Consider the following 16,089-nt stretch of genomic DNA (forward strand, 5'->3'; position numbering starts at 1 on the left):
CTGTTTGTTACAAAACGGTCATAATACATTTGGGACTTGGATAATTACCGACGTCCCTTTTCCAACATTGGATTTGACCTCCAGTTTACCATCCAGCATTTCAACCCGTTCACGCATACCAATCAGTCCAAATGACTTATCTTTCTTCTTAGACGTATCGAATCCTTTTCCATCGTCCTTGATTAGCAATGTAATGTTATCCTTTGTTATTTCCATCTTTATCTGAATTAGTTTGGCATCAGCATGTTTAATCGCATTTTGCAATGATTCCTGAACGAGGCGGAACAACGCGACCTCATACTTGGAATCGAGACGCCTTTCTTCACCGATCATTTTAAATTCGATATTCGTGTTATTGTAATCAGCTATTGTATCGGCATATTTCTTCAAGGTTGGAATCAACCCAAGATCATCAAGAGCCATTGGTCGGAGATCGTAAATGATTCGCCGTACTTCATATAATGAAGAACGGACCATCTTGCGCACACTCTTAATTTCCTCAAGAGCACTCTGGGCGTTCCCTTTCTTATAGGCTCGCTCAACTAGTTCGGAGCGGAGTAGAATATTCGCGAGCATCTGGGCTGGACCATCATGAATTTCACGGGAAATACGTTTTCGTTCTTCCTCTTGAGCCTCGATAATCTGCAGTCCGAATGCTTGTCGCTCACGTGCCTCTTCGATAATGACATTGACCTTCTTGAAGTCATCACTCAAGTAATTAAGCACTACCGATATCTTGCTCGCAACATCCTCGGCCCGATCAATTGTCTGCATGAGTGAGACAAGACGTCTTTCAAGAGAGTCCCTTTTGTCACGCAGTGTCCGCTCCTCTTGCCTCAGCATGATAAGCCGTGTCTGAAGCAAATGCGTTGAATCATATACTTCACGAATTTCCTTTTCAGAATATCGGTCGAAGTGCTTGCTTACTTCAGCAAGTTTTTTACGTGAATTACGTACTTCTGTCTCGAGTTTGTTGCCTGTATTGATATATTCAAGAACACGTTCTTTTGTAATCTCAATTTCCTTCAACAGCGTAGAATGTTCTTTACGCGCTTCTTCGCTTATTTCAAATATTTCATCCTTGGAATTTTGAACGACTTCAACCATTTCGTCTATGACGGAGTCGATTGCGCCGTCCTTAAACTTCTTCAGCAAAGGCAATCACCAACTTATGTTATAATCATTCGCAGATGGTTTCTATTTTAACAGGGTCGTTATGCCCGTTATTTAAGACCGTTGACATGGGTTGTTTTTCTTGGTTCCATATACTGAGATTTTGAGCAATTTTTTTATGCTCATCTTTTTATTATAAACATTTCCTGCATAAATACTACAATCATAGCTTGCTTGGAGGTTAATGGAATGCTTACAAATTACCTGACAGTCAACCTGCATGGCGAGGATGAGCAAGTGATCCAAAAATCACGTTTTATCGGTCATGTAGCTAGAACGGAGACCGAAGAAGAAGCATTGCAGTTCATCCAAAAGATTAAAGCCGAACATGCTGCAGCGACCCACAATTGCTCTGCTTATATGATCGGTGAACATGATTTGATCCAGAAAGCGAATGATGATGGGGAGCCGAGCGGTACTGCAGGAGTCCCAATTCTTGAAGTGCTGAAAAAACAAAAGCTGAAAGATACAACAGTTGTCGTTACGCGTTATTTTGGAGGGATCAAGCTTGGTGCTGGTGGCTTAATTCGTGCTTATAGCAGCACAGCTTCTTTGACACTTGCCACAACTGGCATTGTAAGAAGACAGCTGATGGATGGTTTCGCTGTATCTGTCGAATACCCATTGCTCGGCAAACTGGAAAATGCTCTGCGCCAGTCTGAGTACGCATTGGAAGGAATAGATTATCAGGAGAAAGTGATTTTTACCGTTTATGCCGAAACCGAAGATGCCAAGCGTTTCGTTGAATGGATGGTCGATCTAACAAATGATCAGGCACATATTGAAACACTTGACTCCAAATATATCGATATTCCACACTCATGAAATAAAAAAAGAAGCTGCACTCCTCAGTGCGGCTTCTTTTTTACTCAGCTGCTATATTATCAGGTACTTTTGAATATGCAGGCTCGTCAACAATCAATGTAAAGTTCGGATGCTTCTTCAATATAGAAGCTGGGAATTCCTCTGAAATCTCACTTTCCATGAAAGCGAGTACTGTATCTGCCTTGTTCTCTCCAGAGATAATCAGTACAACTTCATCTGCGTCCATGATTGTTTGGATTCCCATTGTAACAGCCTTTGTTGGAACTTCATCCAGACTGTTGAAGAAGCGTGAATTCACTTCTCGTGTTGACTCATCGAGTTCCACGACATGTGTACGGCTGTCAAAGGATGTCCCTGGCTCATTAAAGCCGATATGTCCATTAATTCCGATACCCAGGATTTGGATATCTATTTTCCCAGCTTTTTTAATTTTATCCTCGTACGCTTCACAATGCGCCTGCAAGTCCTCGTCTGTTCCACTCGGTACAAATGCCCGTTCTGCTGGCAAGTTTATGTGATTAAACAGTTTGTCTTTCATATAATACTGATAGCTGCCCGGATGCGTTTCATCCAGACCGACATATTCATCCAGATTGAAACTCGTAGCGTTTGCAAAAGTAATCTCACCTGCTTCATAGCGTTCAATCAGGCATTTATAAAGCCCTTCAGGTGTAGAACCTGTCGCCAATCCCAAAACAGGATGTTCAATATTTTTTATTTTTTTCGTTACAATATCGCAAGCAGCTTTACTTAGCTGTTCATAATTTTTCACTTTTAAAATCTTCAAACTAAATGTCCTCCTCTGCCTGACTTTGTCGAAAGCCGGTATAAGCTGATTATTTTCTTACTGGTTGTGCCTGCAATTCGCCGCCTTTTATGAAATCAAGCCCCTTCACAAGAGCTTGTATAAGTTCTTCGGAAGTGTCAATTCGGCTATTTTCAGTTTCGTTTATCAACTTTTCCATTAATGTTTTTATCTTTTCACGTTCTTTCATCAGGATTCCCTCATCTCGTCTTTAGTGAAAACGCGACAAGCGGGGACTCCTTTCCGCAGAGTTACGAATTCACTAATTACTTCGCTATTATACTTGAATAAACCTTGATTTTCATTTTAATTTTTTTACGTTTTCTTTATATTCACTACATACAACATGTTATGTTCCCAATTATCCATTCGGGAAAACCATTTTCCATTCAATTTTGCCAAGAAAAACTATTTTGTGACTCTGTTCTCAATTCAAGTACAGATTCCTCAAAAAATTACAGACAAAATGCAATTTAATTAGACTAAAAGCTCTATATCTACTATAATTTAATCAGAGATTCGACTGCTTTTTCACCTAAGATCATTCTCCAAGACCTAAAAGAGAGCTGTTCTGATAATAATCAGAACGGCTGTTTTTCATAAAATGGCATTCCGCCCCTGCTAATTGGAAACAGAATCTTATAACCTGACATCTTTTGTAAATAAGAAATGGAGGAATACGTATATGAGCAGAAAAATCTGGACATTATCCCTATTGCTTTTCACTATTTTATTGCTCTCCGCCTGTTCCGGTGATCAGGCAACTCCAGAAGAACAGCTGCAAAGCTATATTGACCATTGGAAAAAAGAAGAATTTGATAAAATGTACAGTATGGATACACACAAGTCAAAGGAAAAATATCCAAAATCAAAAATGTCTGACCGTTACGAAAAAATATACAAAGAGCTCGACATCAAAAATTTAAAAATCACATACAAGAAACCCGATGAAGATAAATTAAAAATGGAATTGGAAAAAAATCATGCTACATTTCCTATCAAAGTAAAAATGGACAGTACGAGTGGTCCGATTTCATTCACTGCCGATGTTCAATTGAAACGTGAAAAAAATAAAGATGGTAAGGAAAACTGGTACGTCAACTGGAATCCGGGACTTATATTCCCAGAAATCAAAGATGGCGGATCTGTCACTCTAGCAACACTGCCAGCCGCACGCGGGGAAATTCTGGATCGTGACAAGATGCCACTAGCAATCAACGAGAAAGCGTACAGGATCGGTATTGTTCCCGAACAATTTGGCACTGACTCAGCAAAGATGCAAAAACTCGCCTCCCTGCTAGGCATTTCTGTAGCTGATATCAAAAATCAACTGAATCAAAGCTGGGTAAAGCCAAATCTGTTCGTGCCGCTCAAAGTCATCTCTGAAAATTCAGCAGCACTTGAAGAACTCCCTTCCCTTTCAGGAGTCACGTATGAAGAAACGACAAGCCGCACATACCCTGCCGGTCCTGCCGCGGCACATCTGGTTGGCTATGTAGGCAAAATTAATGCCGAGGAATTGAAAGAAAAAGGGAATGACTACACTGTAGACGACATGATTGGCAAACGTGGGTTGGAAAAGCAATACGAGGATGAACTTCGAGGCAAAGACGGCTCTAAAATTGTTGCCACTAACTCGAATGGCGAAGAGAAAGTGCTTGCACAAACCGACTCTAAAGATGGTAAAAATATTGAATTAACTATTGATAGCAGACTTCAGGAGAAGATTTACAAATCTTATGGTGGTGATGCAGGAACATCTGCTGCAGTCAATCCGAAGACAGGAGAAGTACTTGCACTTGTCTCCAGTCCCGGATTTGATCCTGAAGAATTCGTAACAGGCATCTCTTCTTCACGCTTGAAAGCACTGGAAGATGATCCTAAACAGCCGCTAATCAACCGCTTTAACCTGACATATGCCCCTGGCTCTGTCATGAAACCGATCAGTGCAATGATTGGGTTGGAAAACGGCTCTATTAAATCAAACGAAACGATGACAATCAATGGGCTTGAATGGGGCAAGAAGAACTGGGGCGGCTATAAAGTTCGCCGTGTTACTGGTTCTGGCGGTAAGCCTGTTGATGTTACAGATGCACTTGTCCGCTCCGATAATATTTTCTTCGCTCGAAAAGCTGTTGAAATGGGCGCAGATCAATATGTCAAAGGCTTAAAATCATTTGGATTTGGTGAAGAAATTCCCTTCTCTTATCCGATTAAGAGGTCTCAAATTTCCAATAACGGAAAGCTGGACAATGAAGTCCTGCTTGCGAATACAATTTATGGCCAAGGTGAGATTCAGCTCAGTTCCCTGCATGTTGCACTTGCATATGCACCAATTATCAACAATGGAATCATGCCAAAACCTCTTCTCCTTTCTACAGATGAAAAAGGAAAAGCATGGCATGAAAATCTTTTAAGCAAAGAACATGCTGACGTTATGCAGAAAGCTTTACGCAAAGTTGTCACAGATGGTACCGCGGCGAAAGCGAAAAACGCTAAAGTTGCCATATCTGGAAAAACCGGCACTGCCGAATTGAAGAAATCCCAAAACTCGACAGGCCATGAAAATAGCTGGTTCACAGCCTATCCGACAAAAGAAAAGAATGTAGTCATCTCGATGATGGTTGAGAAGGCTGAAGGACGCGGCCATATCGTAGTTGAACGTGTTTCATCCATTCTGTCTTCAAAAAAATAAACGTAAAAAAGAAGGGACCTACTGTAGCGGGTCCCTTCTTTCAGTTCTATTTATCAAATCAGTTGCTTTCCATTGCTGCTTCATCGCGGCGCAAACGTTCTTCTTTGGACTTCTGAGCCTGAACCTTCTGCTCGGATGTACCGAGGCGATCCCATGGGAACAGGTTTTCCAAGAAGAGTGCAAGAATAATACCGACGAGAAGACCGCTAGATACGAGCGGACGAATGAAGTCAGGTATTGTTGCAAAATAGTTCGAAGGCATTGTCATGATAATGATACCAACAAACAATGGAACAGCAGAGCGATAAACGTTTAGAGTATTAAATGTAACTTGCTGGAAGAATCTCAAAGATGAATTGAAAATTTGTGAGTAAGATACAAACAGTGCCGCACTTCCGATACTTAGTGGAAGCAGCGAGAAGAAGTGTCCAACTGGCGGAATGACACCCATGATGAAGAACATGAATCCTCCAAGAATGAACGGTGTACGTTTGAAATCACCAGTCTGGTTCAAGAAACCGATCGATGATACATATGGTGAATATGGAACGAGCCCGAATACACCTGCGAAAACAGTTATAATTCCAGTCAAAGAGAAGGAAGCACGATACTGCTTATTTGTAGTGAGCTCATTGTACATTTCATCTGTACCTTTTAAAGCTCCAAACGTATTTGCGGAGTTAAGAAGCCCAGCAAGCACAGTCGTAATAATGATTCCTGTATTCCAAACCGGCTTTCCGAATGGGAAGAGTTCAAATCCAAAGCCGCCACCGCTGCCTGCTCCTGCCCCTTCATCAGAACCGAAGATGAGTGTATAAACAATCCAGCCAGCAACGATACCAATTAGCAAACCATAGCGACGTATGCTTGTCGGTGCCTTAATTGAGATCAAGATGACAAGGATAGCAATAACAATTGCCAAACCGGCAACTGGCATATTAATGCTCGCTTCTTTAGCTGCATTACCAAACGGAATGCCGAGCATACCCTTAAGGAAAATACCGCATAGCTGTGTTGCGAACAAGAACATGAACACACCCATGACTCCAGGATTAAACAACTTCGCGATACGTGGTCCCATGCCTGTAATTCCGATGAGAATCGTCAATACACCGGAAATCATAACCCCGATTGCCAAGCTGCCACCAAGTTCAGTCAATGGAACACCTTGAGCCGATGCAGATGTTACAAGTGTCAGGATTACTCCCCACCAAAGACCAGACTGGCCTTCCATAAGTGCTCTACGGTGTCCAATTAATGCTTGGAGCATACAGGCAATACCTGTAACGATGAATGAGAGCTGAAGCAATGAAACAATCTTCTCTGAAGAAAGTCCGAACGCCGCTCCTACTGTTATAGGAATAACTACAATATTGGTGAAAATGAAAAATAGCCACTGCAACCCCGAAATCCAGTTTCCTGATTTCGTTAATTCCTTCATAGGTATACCTTCTTTCTATAAGTGAGAAAAACTAAGAAACCTTAAAAAGACCGCAAACATGCATTAGACAAACTGTTTACCCGCCTTTATGCCGATCAGCATTCCAATGATCGTATCAATGCCGGATGTATGACCGATTTTCTCCATTTCCTCAAGAGCTGAAGAAAACTGCTGTCCATCCCCGTTAGAAAAAGCCATGCAAAGATTTCGGATCGAAGCATGAAAAAAGCCACGCAATGCATACAGAAGATATTCACACGCAACTGGAGTCGTCCGTTTCAGCCCTTGCTGTTCCAGGTATTCCTTAAGTGTAGCTCGCAAGTCCAGAGATAGAATACCCTGCATCTCCATGCTCGCAAGCAGACCCGTCATCATATCATCACCACTTGGTGTCAATCCAGGCCCTCTTCCAATCCAGTAATCATATACAGCCTTCGGAGCATCACTAAAATTCCCTTGGGCGAGCATTTCCAGGGATACAATTCGGGATTCAAATTCTGTCTGTGGAGAACGACCATGAAGCAGATAATTGAGGAGTGAAGTCTGTTCTTCATCCGAATTAATTAAGCCTGCACGAAAACCATTTGCGGAAAGGTGCTCTGCACAAATAACAGAACGTTTGTATAACAAATCTGCATCCGGTTCGTCATCTGCAAGAGCCATATCATGGATTTCTGCGATAGAAACATCAACGGTAATTTTATTACCAATAGAAATCTCTTGTTTATCTGACTTCCAATGAGCTTCTTTTTCATTTCTGACAGAAGCCGTTAACAATGTGGCAAGACTGCCGGATACCGAAATCCCAAAAGGAGATAACCCATTTTCACTTGCACCAATATGTATGAGCCGATCACCGAAAATGAGGTTAAAACTGTTATTGAAGACACTGTGAACCACACCACTCGGGGATTGATCCATAACTGAAAAAACATGACTGCTGGCGTCCTGTGTCATAATGCGCATCTGCATCACCTGCTTTGCTTCAACATGCAACAATTCATATGGATCCTAAAGCTGATTCGGAAATCATTGCATTCAGGCAATTGCATTCCGAAAATACCGATCCGAAAGATTCCATATGTCCACAAACAATTATACGTTATTCCCCCCTGTTCGTCATCCTTATCCGGCAATTTTCCAACGTTTTTACGACATTTGCGAAATCTCCCGAAAAAACCCGCTCACAATTGAACGGGTTTCTGTTACAAGCTATGTTATTGTTTCGGATATGTGAGGAATTCGCCTATTGCTCCTTCTTCAATCCCACGGTCGAGTTCAAATATCGTATTTCCACGTAAAATGGTTCTAGTGACACGACAATTGATTTTCGTACCTTCATAGGCGCTAAATTTATTTTTATAATATAGATTTTCGCTCTTCAGTACATAGGATGCGTCCGGATCCAGTAAAACTAGATCAGCATCTTTTCCTAAAGCGATTTCTCCTTTTTGCGGCAAGTTGAAACGACGGCAAGGATTATATGTTATGCATTTTACAAATTCATGTACTGCCATGTTATGCTCGTTAACAGCAAGATCAAACATGAGATCGACGCTATTTTGACAGCCGCTAATTCCACCCCAAGCTTCAAAAACGTTGCCCTGTTTCAAGTCTTCAGTACAAGGTGAATGATCGGATGTAATCCACGCGACATCTCCAGCCTTTACTTTTTCCCACAGTCGTTTTTGCTCATTAAGATCTCGAATCGGAGGTGAGCATTTTGCCTTATTACCAATACGAGCAAAATCATCTGTATTAAGAGCTAGATAATGGGTGCATGTCTCCATCGTAACGTCGAGTCCTTCTTCCTGTGCTGACTTGATCATTTCGACACCTTCTGCGCAGGCAACATGCACAATGTGCAGTTTACATCCCGTCTCTTTAGCAAAGAGCAAGCAACGCTGTATTGCTTCAAGCTCTGTTACAACGGGTCTAGAAGCTACATAATCATAAACAGATGTTTTCCCCTTATTCACCATTTCAATTGCCAAGTTATCCGTGATAGACGCATTTTCGGAATGTACACAGAGAATGCGGTCAAGCTCGGCAAGTTTTTGCATTCCTTTATAAAGTGAATAATCATCAATATCCTTGAAATCTCCAGGTATTTCATCGTTTCCACATGTCGCAATAAAAGCTTTAAAGGCTAGAACTCCTGCATCCGCCAGATCTTGTAGATCATCCAAATTATAAGGAACAAGACCGCCATAGAAACCAACATCTATCCAGGTCTTACCCTTTGCTGCCTCCAGCTTTTTATCAAAAGCCGTTTTGCTAGTCGTTGCCGGAAGTGCGTTTAGCGGCATGTCGACACAAGTCGTAGTTCCACCTGCAGCCATAGCCTTTGTAGCTGTTTCAAAGCCTTCCCACTCTGTGCGTCCGGGTTCATTAATATGAACATGTGTGTCAACCATGCCAGGCATCACATATTGACCTTTCGCATCCAGAACCTCTTCAGCTGCATCTTCATCAAATTGGTCCGCTATTGCTGCAATCTTGCCATCCTTAACTGCAATCTCTGCCGAGCGGCTCTCATCCCGAAAAACGACAATTCCATTTTTGACGATCAAATCATATTTCAAGCAGCATGCTCCTTTCCATTATTTCATTTGAGTATAAGTAGGTAATCAAACAACTTTTCCCCATTCTATACCTTTACCAAACAATGTAATCTGCATACAAAAAGAGGACCTCTCTCCGAATGGAAAGAGGTCCTCTAACTGATAAAAATTATTCAGCGAACGGATCTTTATGATCGTATTTATTGTTATGAACAACATCAGAAACGAGGTAGTTGTATACGTCATCAACGATTTCAACACCGTTTTCTCTGTTCTTCTCTTCACGAGCAGCACTACGCTGTCCAGGCCAGTTAACCATGTCATAACCTTCAGCAGGTTTAGAGTCGTTAAGCTCCTGCATAGAAGCTGAAAGATGCTCTTTGAATGACTCGATATCAGTGAACTTAGCAGGATCGATAACGATATGCAATTGACCAAGGTCACGACCTTTTGTAAGGTCTGCATACATAGAAGAAACGTGTTTACCGTATGGAAGGCCAAGAAGGATACCAGACAAAACGTCTACCATCAACATCAAGCCATAACCTTTAGGACCAGCGATTGGAAGCAAAGCTTTAACCGCAAATGGATCTGTTGCAGGTGCGCCATTTTCGTCTACTGCCCAACCCTCAGGAATGCTCTCTTTCTTAGAACGAGCGTGAAGGATCTTACCCCATGCTTGTACAGTTGTAGCCATATCGAAAGTAACGATTTGACCGTCTTTACCAGGTGCTGCGAAAGCAATTGGGTTTGTACCGTAATAAGGCTCAGCTCCACCATAAGGTACTACCATTGGGTCAGATTGACACATAGAAATACCGATTAGATCTTCACGAGCAGCCTGATCTACGAAGTAAGAAAGTGCTCCACTGTGGCTGATATGTTTCATACCAACAACTGCGATTCCGCTTTCCTTCGCAAGTTTGATTGCTTCTTCCATACCCTTAATAGCAGCAACGTGACCTACACCGTTGTCGCCTTCGAAGATACCTGATGCAGGACCAGTTTTCTTGAATTCGAATTTAGGGTTATGTGTAATACCGCCTTTAGCGATACGCTCTGCATAATATTCTACGCGCATTGCGCCGTGTGAATGATAACCGCGCATGTCAGCATGTGCAAGAACGTCTGCAACACCAGCAGCATGTTCTTCAGTCAGACCTGCTTTGTGGATTTTGTTTTTGATAAGTTCTTTCAGCTTTTCTTCTGAAATTCTAACCAATGCGAACACCTCTTTGTCGTTTTTATGAAGCCTTCTGTTATGTTGCGCGTGTCAAGCTGTTTTAAACCTGCATGCACAGTTTACTATCTTTCATTTAGATAATAAAGGAAAAAGGTTTATTGTTCGGAAACACGCTCTAAATTCATCATATCATAAATAAAAGTAAACAGCTAGGAATAATACAAAATCGTATTAAACCCTTATCTCATTCCAATTAAGAGTAAAGACAAAAAAGACAAGCAAAAGCTCTGCTCCTCTTCCTTGTCGATTAAATCAGGAAGGGACGGTTAGACGCCGTCCAATTCCTGTTTCTCTCAGAATGCCCCGTCTTATAGTTCTGGATCGCGGTGGCAGTCTTTGGAATAGATGTATGAAATGCTTTCACGGCCTACTGCATAGCAAGCTTGCAAGCAGTATGGAGCCATGTAGATGTAGTCATCTTTTTGTACTGGGAACCATTTGTTATCAAGGTTGTACAAGCCTTCTCCGGAAAGAAGATATGCACCATGCTCTTGGAAGTGTGTTTCAACAAATGGATGGTTACCAGTCGGCTTGAACTCAAGAATATGCATGTTCATGTCAAAAGCAAAATCTACAGGAAGAAGATCCTGGATTAGTACGTTTTCCATGTCATCATAAATTTCTTGTTTAATATCATTTGTATTACCAGTAACAACCCAAGGCTTCTTGCCGCCTTCAAGTGGAGTGTACTTTTGCTTGAAGAGGAATAGCTTTGTGTCTTCGTCCTGAGCGTTTTCGAACTTCATTTGAACGCCTGGAGGGCAGTACAAGTAACCGCCTTGTGTCAAGTCATGCTTCTCTTCACCAGCAGATGCGCTGATTTTACCATCGATTACATAAACGAAAGACTGAACATCTTCCTGGCCAGCAAAACCAGTTGTTTTACCGCCCTTATGCAATGTCACGATATAGTCTGCGAAACGTGCACCAAGACGTGGTGAACCAAGAATTGACATTGTTGTGTTTTCGAATTCAGGCAATACGTTGTTCACAAGACCTTCTGGAGGAATGATTGCGAATTTGCCTTGTTCGAATACTGCTCTGCTCTCTAAAAGACCTTTAGGGTATCCCATTTTACATACGCTCCTAAATGAATATTTTTAAACACGTCTATTCCCAAATAGTGGGCAGTGCCCCCAATTTGGGAATAGAGTGCCTATCTTTTATAACTTAACCAACCTTACAGGCTGATGATTGTGCCGCTTTCGCCGCGAAGTGCTGCATCAACTTTTGAAAGTGAGCCGATGATCGCTTTAGCGCCCTTACGGCTTTTAGCGAAGTTAAGAGCTGCTTCAACTTTAGGGCCCATGCTGCCTTTAGCGAACTGGCCTTCAGCAACATATTTTTCAACTTCTTCAACTGTAACAGTTTCCAAAGCCTTCTGGTCTGGCTTGCCCCAGTTTACAAATACGTTTTCAACGTCTGTAAGGATCATGAATACGTCTGCTTCAACTTCTTCAGAAAGCTTGTAACCACTGCGGTCTTTATCGATTACTGCTTCAACGCCTTCGTAGCCGTTAGAAGTTTCAGCAACAGGAATACCGCCGCCACCAGCTGCAACAACGATGCTGCCGCCTTCTGCAAGTGTTTTAATAGCGTCTGCTTCAATGATTTTAAGTGGCTGTGGAGATGGAACAAGACGACGGTATCCGCGGCCTGCATCTTCCCCTACGCTCCAACCTTTTTCTGCAGCAAGCTTTTTCGCTTCTTCTTCAGAGTAGAAAGGACCGATTGGCTTAGAAGGATCTTTGAAATCTTCGTCATCCTTAGATACAACTGTACGAGTGATCAAGTTTACAACGTTTTTATCCAAACCAAGTGCTTTCAATTCTTCTTCAAGAGCCTGGATGAACATGTAACCGATGAAACCTTGAGATTCTGCACTAAGTGCATCAAGTGGCTGTGCTGGAACAACATCTTTAGCTTCTTCGTTCTGAAGAAGGATGTTACCAACCTGAGGACCGTTACCGTGCATGATAACAAGCTCATAACCGTCTTTGATCAATTTAGCAAGATACTTTGCAGTACCTTTGATGTTGTTATACTGGACTTCGAAAGTGCCTTCCTGACCAGCCTGAAGAATCGCGTTACCGCCGAGTGCAACTACTACTTTTTCGCTCATGTTATACCTCCGAGTAGGAATGATTTGGGTCAATTCATAATTTGGGGCATGCAAGGCTGCCCGTCGACAACTTTGCATACCCGCAAATATATTTTATATTCTTTCAGAAAAGGTAATCTGAATTAAGCTTCTACGCCGTATTTCTCAGCAAGAGCTTCGATTGCTTTTTCGAAGCAGCCAAGTGGAACACGTACAGTACCGGCACCAATCTGACCTTTACCAGCAACTTTGTTTGCAATACCAGTGTTGATAACAGGAGTGATTCCAGTTTCAACTACTTTGCGAAGGTCGATACCTAGGCAAGCGCCTTGGAAGTCCCAAGTTGGGATTGAAAGGTTAGGGTTGTTAGCAATACAGATTTCGCGCATTTCATCAGATGTGTTGATTGCATCAGAGAATCCGCCAGTACCTACGAAACGAGTTACACCAGGTGCTGCGATCATAGCCATACCACCTACGCCATAAGCTTCAGTGATTGCTGAGTCACCCATGTCAGGGCAAGCATCTGCAGAGCTGTAGCCTGTGAAGTACAAGCCATCTGGAGTGTTAACCGGTGCAGTGAACCACTGGTCTCCAAGACCGGAAACTTTAATACCGAACATGTGGCCGTTACGTGCCAAGTGAGTTACGATTGAACCTTCGCCAACTGTTAGAGCTGAGTCCATAACTGCTTTAGCAGAAGCCATCATGATGTTCAAGAAGAACTGATCTGTGTCAGCCAAGAACTTAGTAACTTCTTGCAATTCTTTTTCTGAAAGACCAGCAGTGATCAAGTAAGGAACGATCTCTTTAAGGAACAAAGCAGAACCTGCGATGTTGCGCTGGTGGAATTCGTCACCCATTGTGATTGCTTTTGCAACAAGTACGTTAACGTTCATGCCGCCTTCGATTTGAGCAAGAGCCTTAGAAAGAGCAGGTCCAAGAACATCCTTCATCCAGTTCAAACGGTTGATAACTTCTTCGTTGTAAGCACCGAAACGAAGAACCGCACCGATACCTTCGTTAAGGTTGCAGTATGCACGACGTCCGCTAGCTTTGTCTTCTACAACAACAACTGGGAAGTTTGCAGAAGTGATACCGCCCATAGGGCCTACTGCGTTTACAGAGTGAGCAGAGATGAACTTGATTTCGCCGCCTGCAAGCATTTTGCGAGCTTCTTCTTCGTTGCTAGCCCAGCCTTCGAAAAGTACTGCACCAACACAAGAACCTTGCATAGGATCGTTCATGTCTTCCCACTTGATTGAAGGACCTGAGTGAAGAAGAGCCTTTTCGTTCAATTCGGAAATTACGGATTTTGCAGGAACTACGTCCAGCAAGAATGGCTGGGATTCAATTACTTTCTGGATTACCGCTTCGTTTGCTTCATCAATCGTTTTGTAAGTCATTTTAATCCTCCTGTTATATAAGCCTGTATTTGAAAGCTCTCTAAAATTGGAAGTGTTGTTCTTATTTCTTGTAAAGCTGGTTTACAAGGCTAGCCAGACGCTTGTCTCCGCCTGCGATCGGCTTCCACTGGTACTGGACAACTTGTCCGCCATTATCTGAAACTGTCTGTGCGAAGCTCTTAAGACCAACGTTGATAACACGTGGCTTGCTTGAGAGCAACTCAGAAACTTTTTCAAGATCGGCTGACTTTTTGCTTTCTTTATCAGAGATTGTAATTTCACCGTTCAGATATTTGATAAGGTCTGCAGCAAGCTTTGTTGCTTCGGCATTTGATTCAAGAACGATCACGCCAGCGTCTTCAAGCTTGTCAACCTGATCCTGATACACTTGTGGATCCTGAGCAGTACCAGTAACGGAAGCGATTGCGATGAATGCTTTGCCTTCTTTAGCTGCAGCTTCTTTAGCTTCTTTAATTACAGGAGCGAATACGCCTGCCATGTCCTCGTGTGCACCATAACCGATTACGTTGTCAAGAAGGATGACTGCTGTTTCAGCGTCTTGTGCAGCTTCTTTAACTTTTTCAACACGGAATGTTGGATCGATCATAGGGTGTGCGCGGCCTTGTGTATAAGCGTCATCACCAAGGTCAATGATTTCATGTCCTTCATGCTTAAGCATCATACCTTCAGGGTGTTCTGCTGAGCCTTGAAGTCCGAATGCATCTTCAGTGATCATAGCAGCTTCAAGTGCCAATGTACCACCACAGAAGTATCCTTTGATGAAGCGTTGGCTAGCATTTGCTTTGATTTTCTCGATGTCGTCAGCGTTTTCCTTGACGATCTTATCGATAGAACCGCCAGTGCTTTCAGCAAGTTCAAGTGCAAGAATAGCTGTATCATGCAATGTCCATGCATACTGAACGTTGTCATGAGCTGCAGCTGGCTTGTCACCCATGAAGATTGCTACGACAGGCTTAGACAAAGTCTTGAAGACTTCGACAACCTTTGTTTTAACTTCTGGTGCTGGTGGCTTGGAGATGTAAACGATGATTTCTGTTTCAGGATCCTGATCTAGTGCACGCAAGCCTTTGATTGTTGTCAAAGCGCCGATGTCAGCAGACAAGTCACGTCCACCAGTACCGATTGCCTGAGAAATTCCACCGCCATGGTTAGCAATGATTGTAGAAACTTCCTGGATACCTGTACCAGATGCACCAACGATACCGATGTTGCCCTTTTCGATAACGTTCGCAAATGCGATTGGAACACCATCAAGGATACCTGTACCACAGTCAGGACCCATTACGATCAAGCCGAGCTCGTCAGCGCGTGTCTTCAAAGCTTTTTCATCTTCTACGCTTACGTTATCGGAGAAGAGGAATACGCTTAGGCCGCGGTCAAGAGCTTTGTTTGCCTCAGTTGCTGCATGTTCACCAGCAATTGAGATAACAGCAAGATCAGCGTTTGGAAGCTTGTTAAGAGCCATGTCCCAAGTACGTACAGTAGAGATGTCGTTTTGTGCAGACTCTGTAGCCTGGTTAGCTAGGTAGTTGTCAGTTTCTTCGACAACGTTCGCGGTCGTATCTTCGCTATCAGTGTCAACAACGATGCAAAGATCACTTGGAGCTGCATCTTCCAGCTCTTCAGTATAAAGGCCTGAACCTTTGAAGATGTCTTTGTTGGCAGGCGTACCCATCATAACCTGAATCTTGTTTACGCCTTCAACACTTGACAAGTGATTCGTCAGTAGCATCAAGCTTACTGAGTCTTGATATGTGTTCTTCTTAATCACAGTAGAAAGCAAGTTGTTCACTCCCAAGCCTAGTATTTTGTAGT

The 16,089-nt window shown here is 42.7% G+C and carries 13 protein-coding genes; 2 read left to right on the plus strand and 11 right to left on the minus strand.

What is annotated here, in order from left to right; all coding sequences use genetic code 11:
- Positions 1–18: 18 nt before the first annotated feature.
- Positions 19–1,155: a sensor histidine kinase gene (locus tag QR721_RS10150; protein ID WP_348026567.1), complete on the minus strand. Its 1,137-nt coding sequence runs from the start codon at positions 1,153–1,155 to the stop codon at positions 19–21.
- Between the two features lie 207 nt (positions 1,156–1,362).
- On the opposite strand from QR721_RS10150, the gene QR721_RS10155 reads away from it, so the two are divergent.
- Entirely contained in the window at positions 1,363–1,998 is a 636-nt protein-coding gene (locus QR721_RS10155; protein WP_348026569.1) for a YigZ family protein, read from the plus strand.
- A gap of 40 nt (positions 1,999–2,038) precedes the next feature.
- Here the strand turns inward: QR721_RS10155 and nagB are convergent, their stop codons facing one another.
- Complete coding sequence (gene nagB, locus QR721_RS10160) at positions 2,039–2,785, minus strand: glucosamine-6-phosphate deaminase (protein ID WP_348026571.1); 747 nt, start codon at positions 2,783–2,785, stop codon at positions 2,039–2,041.
- Positions 2,786–2,834: 49 nt separating this feature from the next.
- A complete protein-coding gene (locus tag QR721_RS10165; protein WP_348026573.1) occupies positions 2,835–2,993 on the minus strand; it encodes a hypothetical protein in 159 nt (52 codons plus the stop codon).
- A gap of 495 nt (positions 2,994–3,488) precedes the next feature.
- Here QR721_RS10165 and QR721_RS10170 point away from each other — a divergent pair, with 495 nt between their 5' ends.
- Positions 3,489–5,498, plus strand: a complete 2,010-nt coding sequence (locus tag QR721_RS10170; protein ID WP_348026575.1) for a penicillin-binding transpeptidase domain-containing protein — start codon at positions 3,489–3,491, stop codon at positions 5,496–5,498.
- A gap of 58 nt (positions 5,499–5,556) precedes the next feature.
- Here QR721_RS10170 and QR721_RS10175 read toward each other — a convergent pair whose 3' ends face one another.
- The 8 genes from QR721_RS10175 to fdrA all read right to left on the minus strand — a co-directional run bounded on the left by QR721_RS10175 (position 5,557) and on the right by fdrA (position 16,066).
- On the minus strand, positions 5,557–6,939 hold the full coding sequence (locus tag QR721_RS10175) for a uracil/xanthine transporter (protein WP_348026577.1): 1,383 nt from the start codon (positions 6,937–6,939) through the stop codon (positions 5,557–5,559).
- A gap of 63 nt (positions 6,940–7,002) precedes the next feature.
- Entirely contained in the window at positions 7,003–7,938 is a 936-nt protein-coding gene (locus QR721_RS10180) for an oxamate carbamoyltransferase subunit AllH family protein (protein ID WP_348026579.1), read from the minus strand.
- Between the two features lie 218 nt (positions 7,939–8,156).
- A complete protein-coding gene (allB, locus tag QR721_RS10185) occupies positions 8,157–9,524 on the minus strand; it encodes an allantoinase AllB (RefSeq protein WP_348026581.1) in 1,368 nt (455 codons plus the stop codon).
- A gap of 148 nt (positions 9,525–9,672) precedes the next feature.
- Positions 9,673–10,725 (minus strand): ureidoglycolate dehydrogenase, encoded by a 1,053-nt coding sequence (allD, locus tag QR721_RS10190; RefSeq protein WP_348026583.1) that lies wholly within the window; start codon positions 10,723–10,725, stop codon positions 9,673–9,675.
- Between the two features lie 329 nt (positions 10,726–11,054).
- Positions 11,055–11,819: a (S)-ureidoglycine aminohydrolase gene (allE, locus tag QR721_RS10195; protein WP_348026585.1), complete on the minus strand. Its 765-nt coding sequence runs from the start codon at positions 11,817–11,819 to the stop codon at positions 11,055–11,057.
- Positions 11,820–11,926: 107 nt separating this feature from the next.
- On the minus strand, positions 11,927–12,868 hold the full coding sequence (gene arcC, locus QR721_RS10200; RefSeq protein WP_348026587.1) for a carbamate kinase: 942 nt from the start codon (positions 12,866–12,868) through the stop codon (positions 11,927–11,929).
- 122 nt (positions 12,869–12,990) lie between these two features.
- Entirely contained in the window at positions 12,991–14,253 is a 1,263-nt protein-coding gene (locus QR721_RS10205; RefSeq protein WP_348026589.1) for a YlbE family protein, read from the minus strand.
- Between the two features lie 61 nt (positions 14,254–14,314).
- Positions 14,315–16,066, minus strand: coding sequence for an acyl-CoA synthetase FdrA (gene fdrA, locus QR721_RS10210; protein ID WP_348029830.1), 1,752 nt, complete (start codon positions 16,064–16,066; stop codon positions 14,315–14,317).
- Positions 16,067–16,089 lie beyond the last annotated feature (23 nt).

Origin of the sequence: Aciduricibacillus chroicocephali (assembly GCF_030762805.1) — a bacterium.
Lineage (GTDB): Bacteria > Bacillota > Bacilli > Bacillales > Amphibacillaceae > Aciduricibacillus > Aciduricibacillus chroicocephali.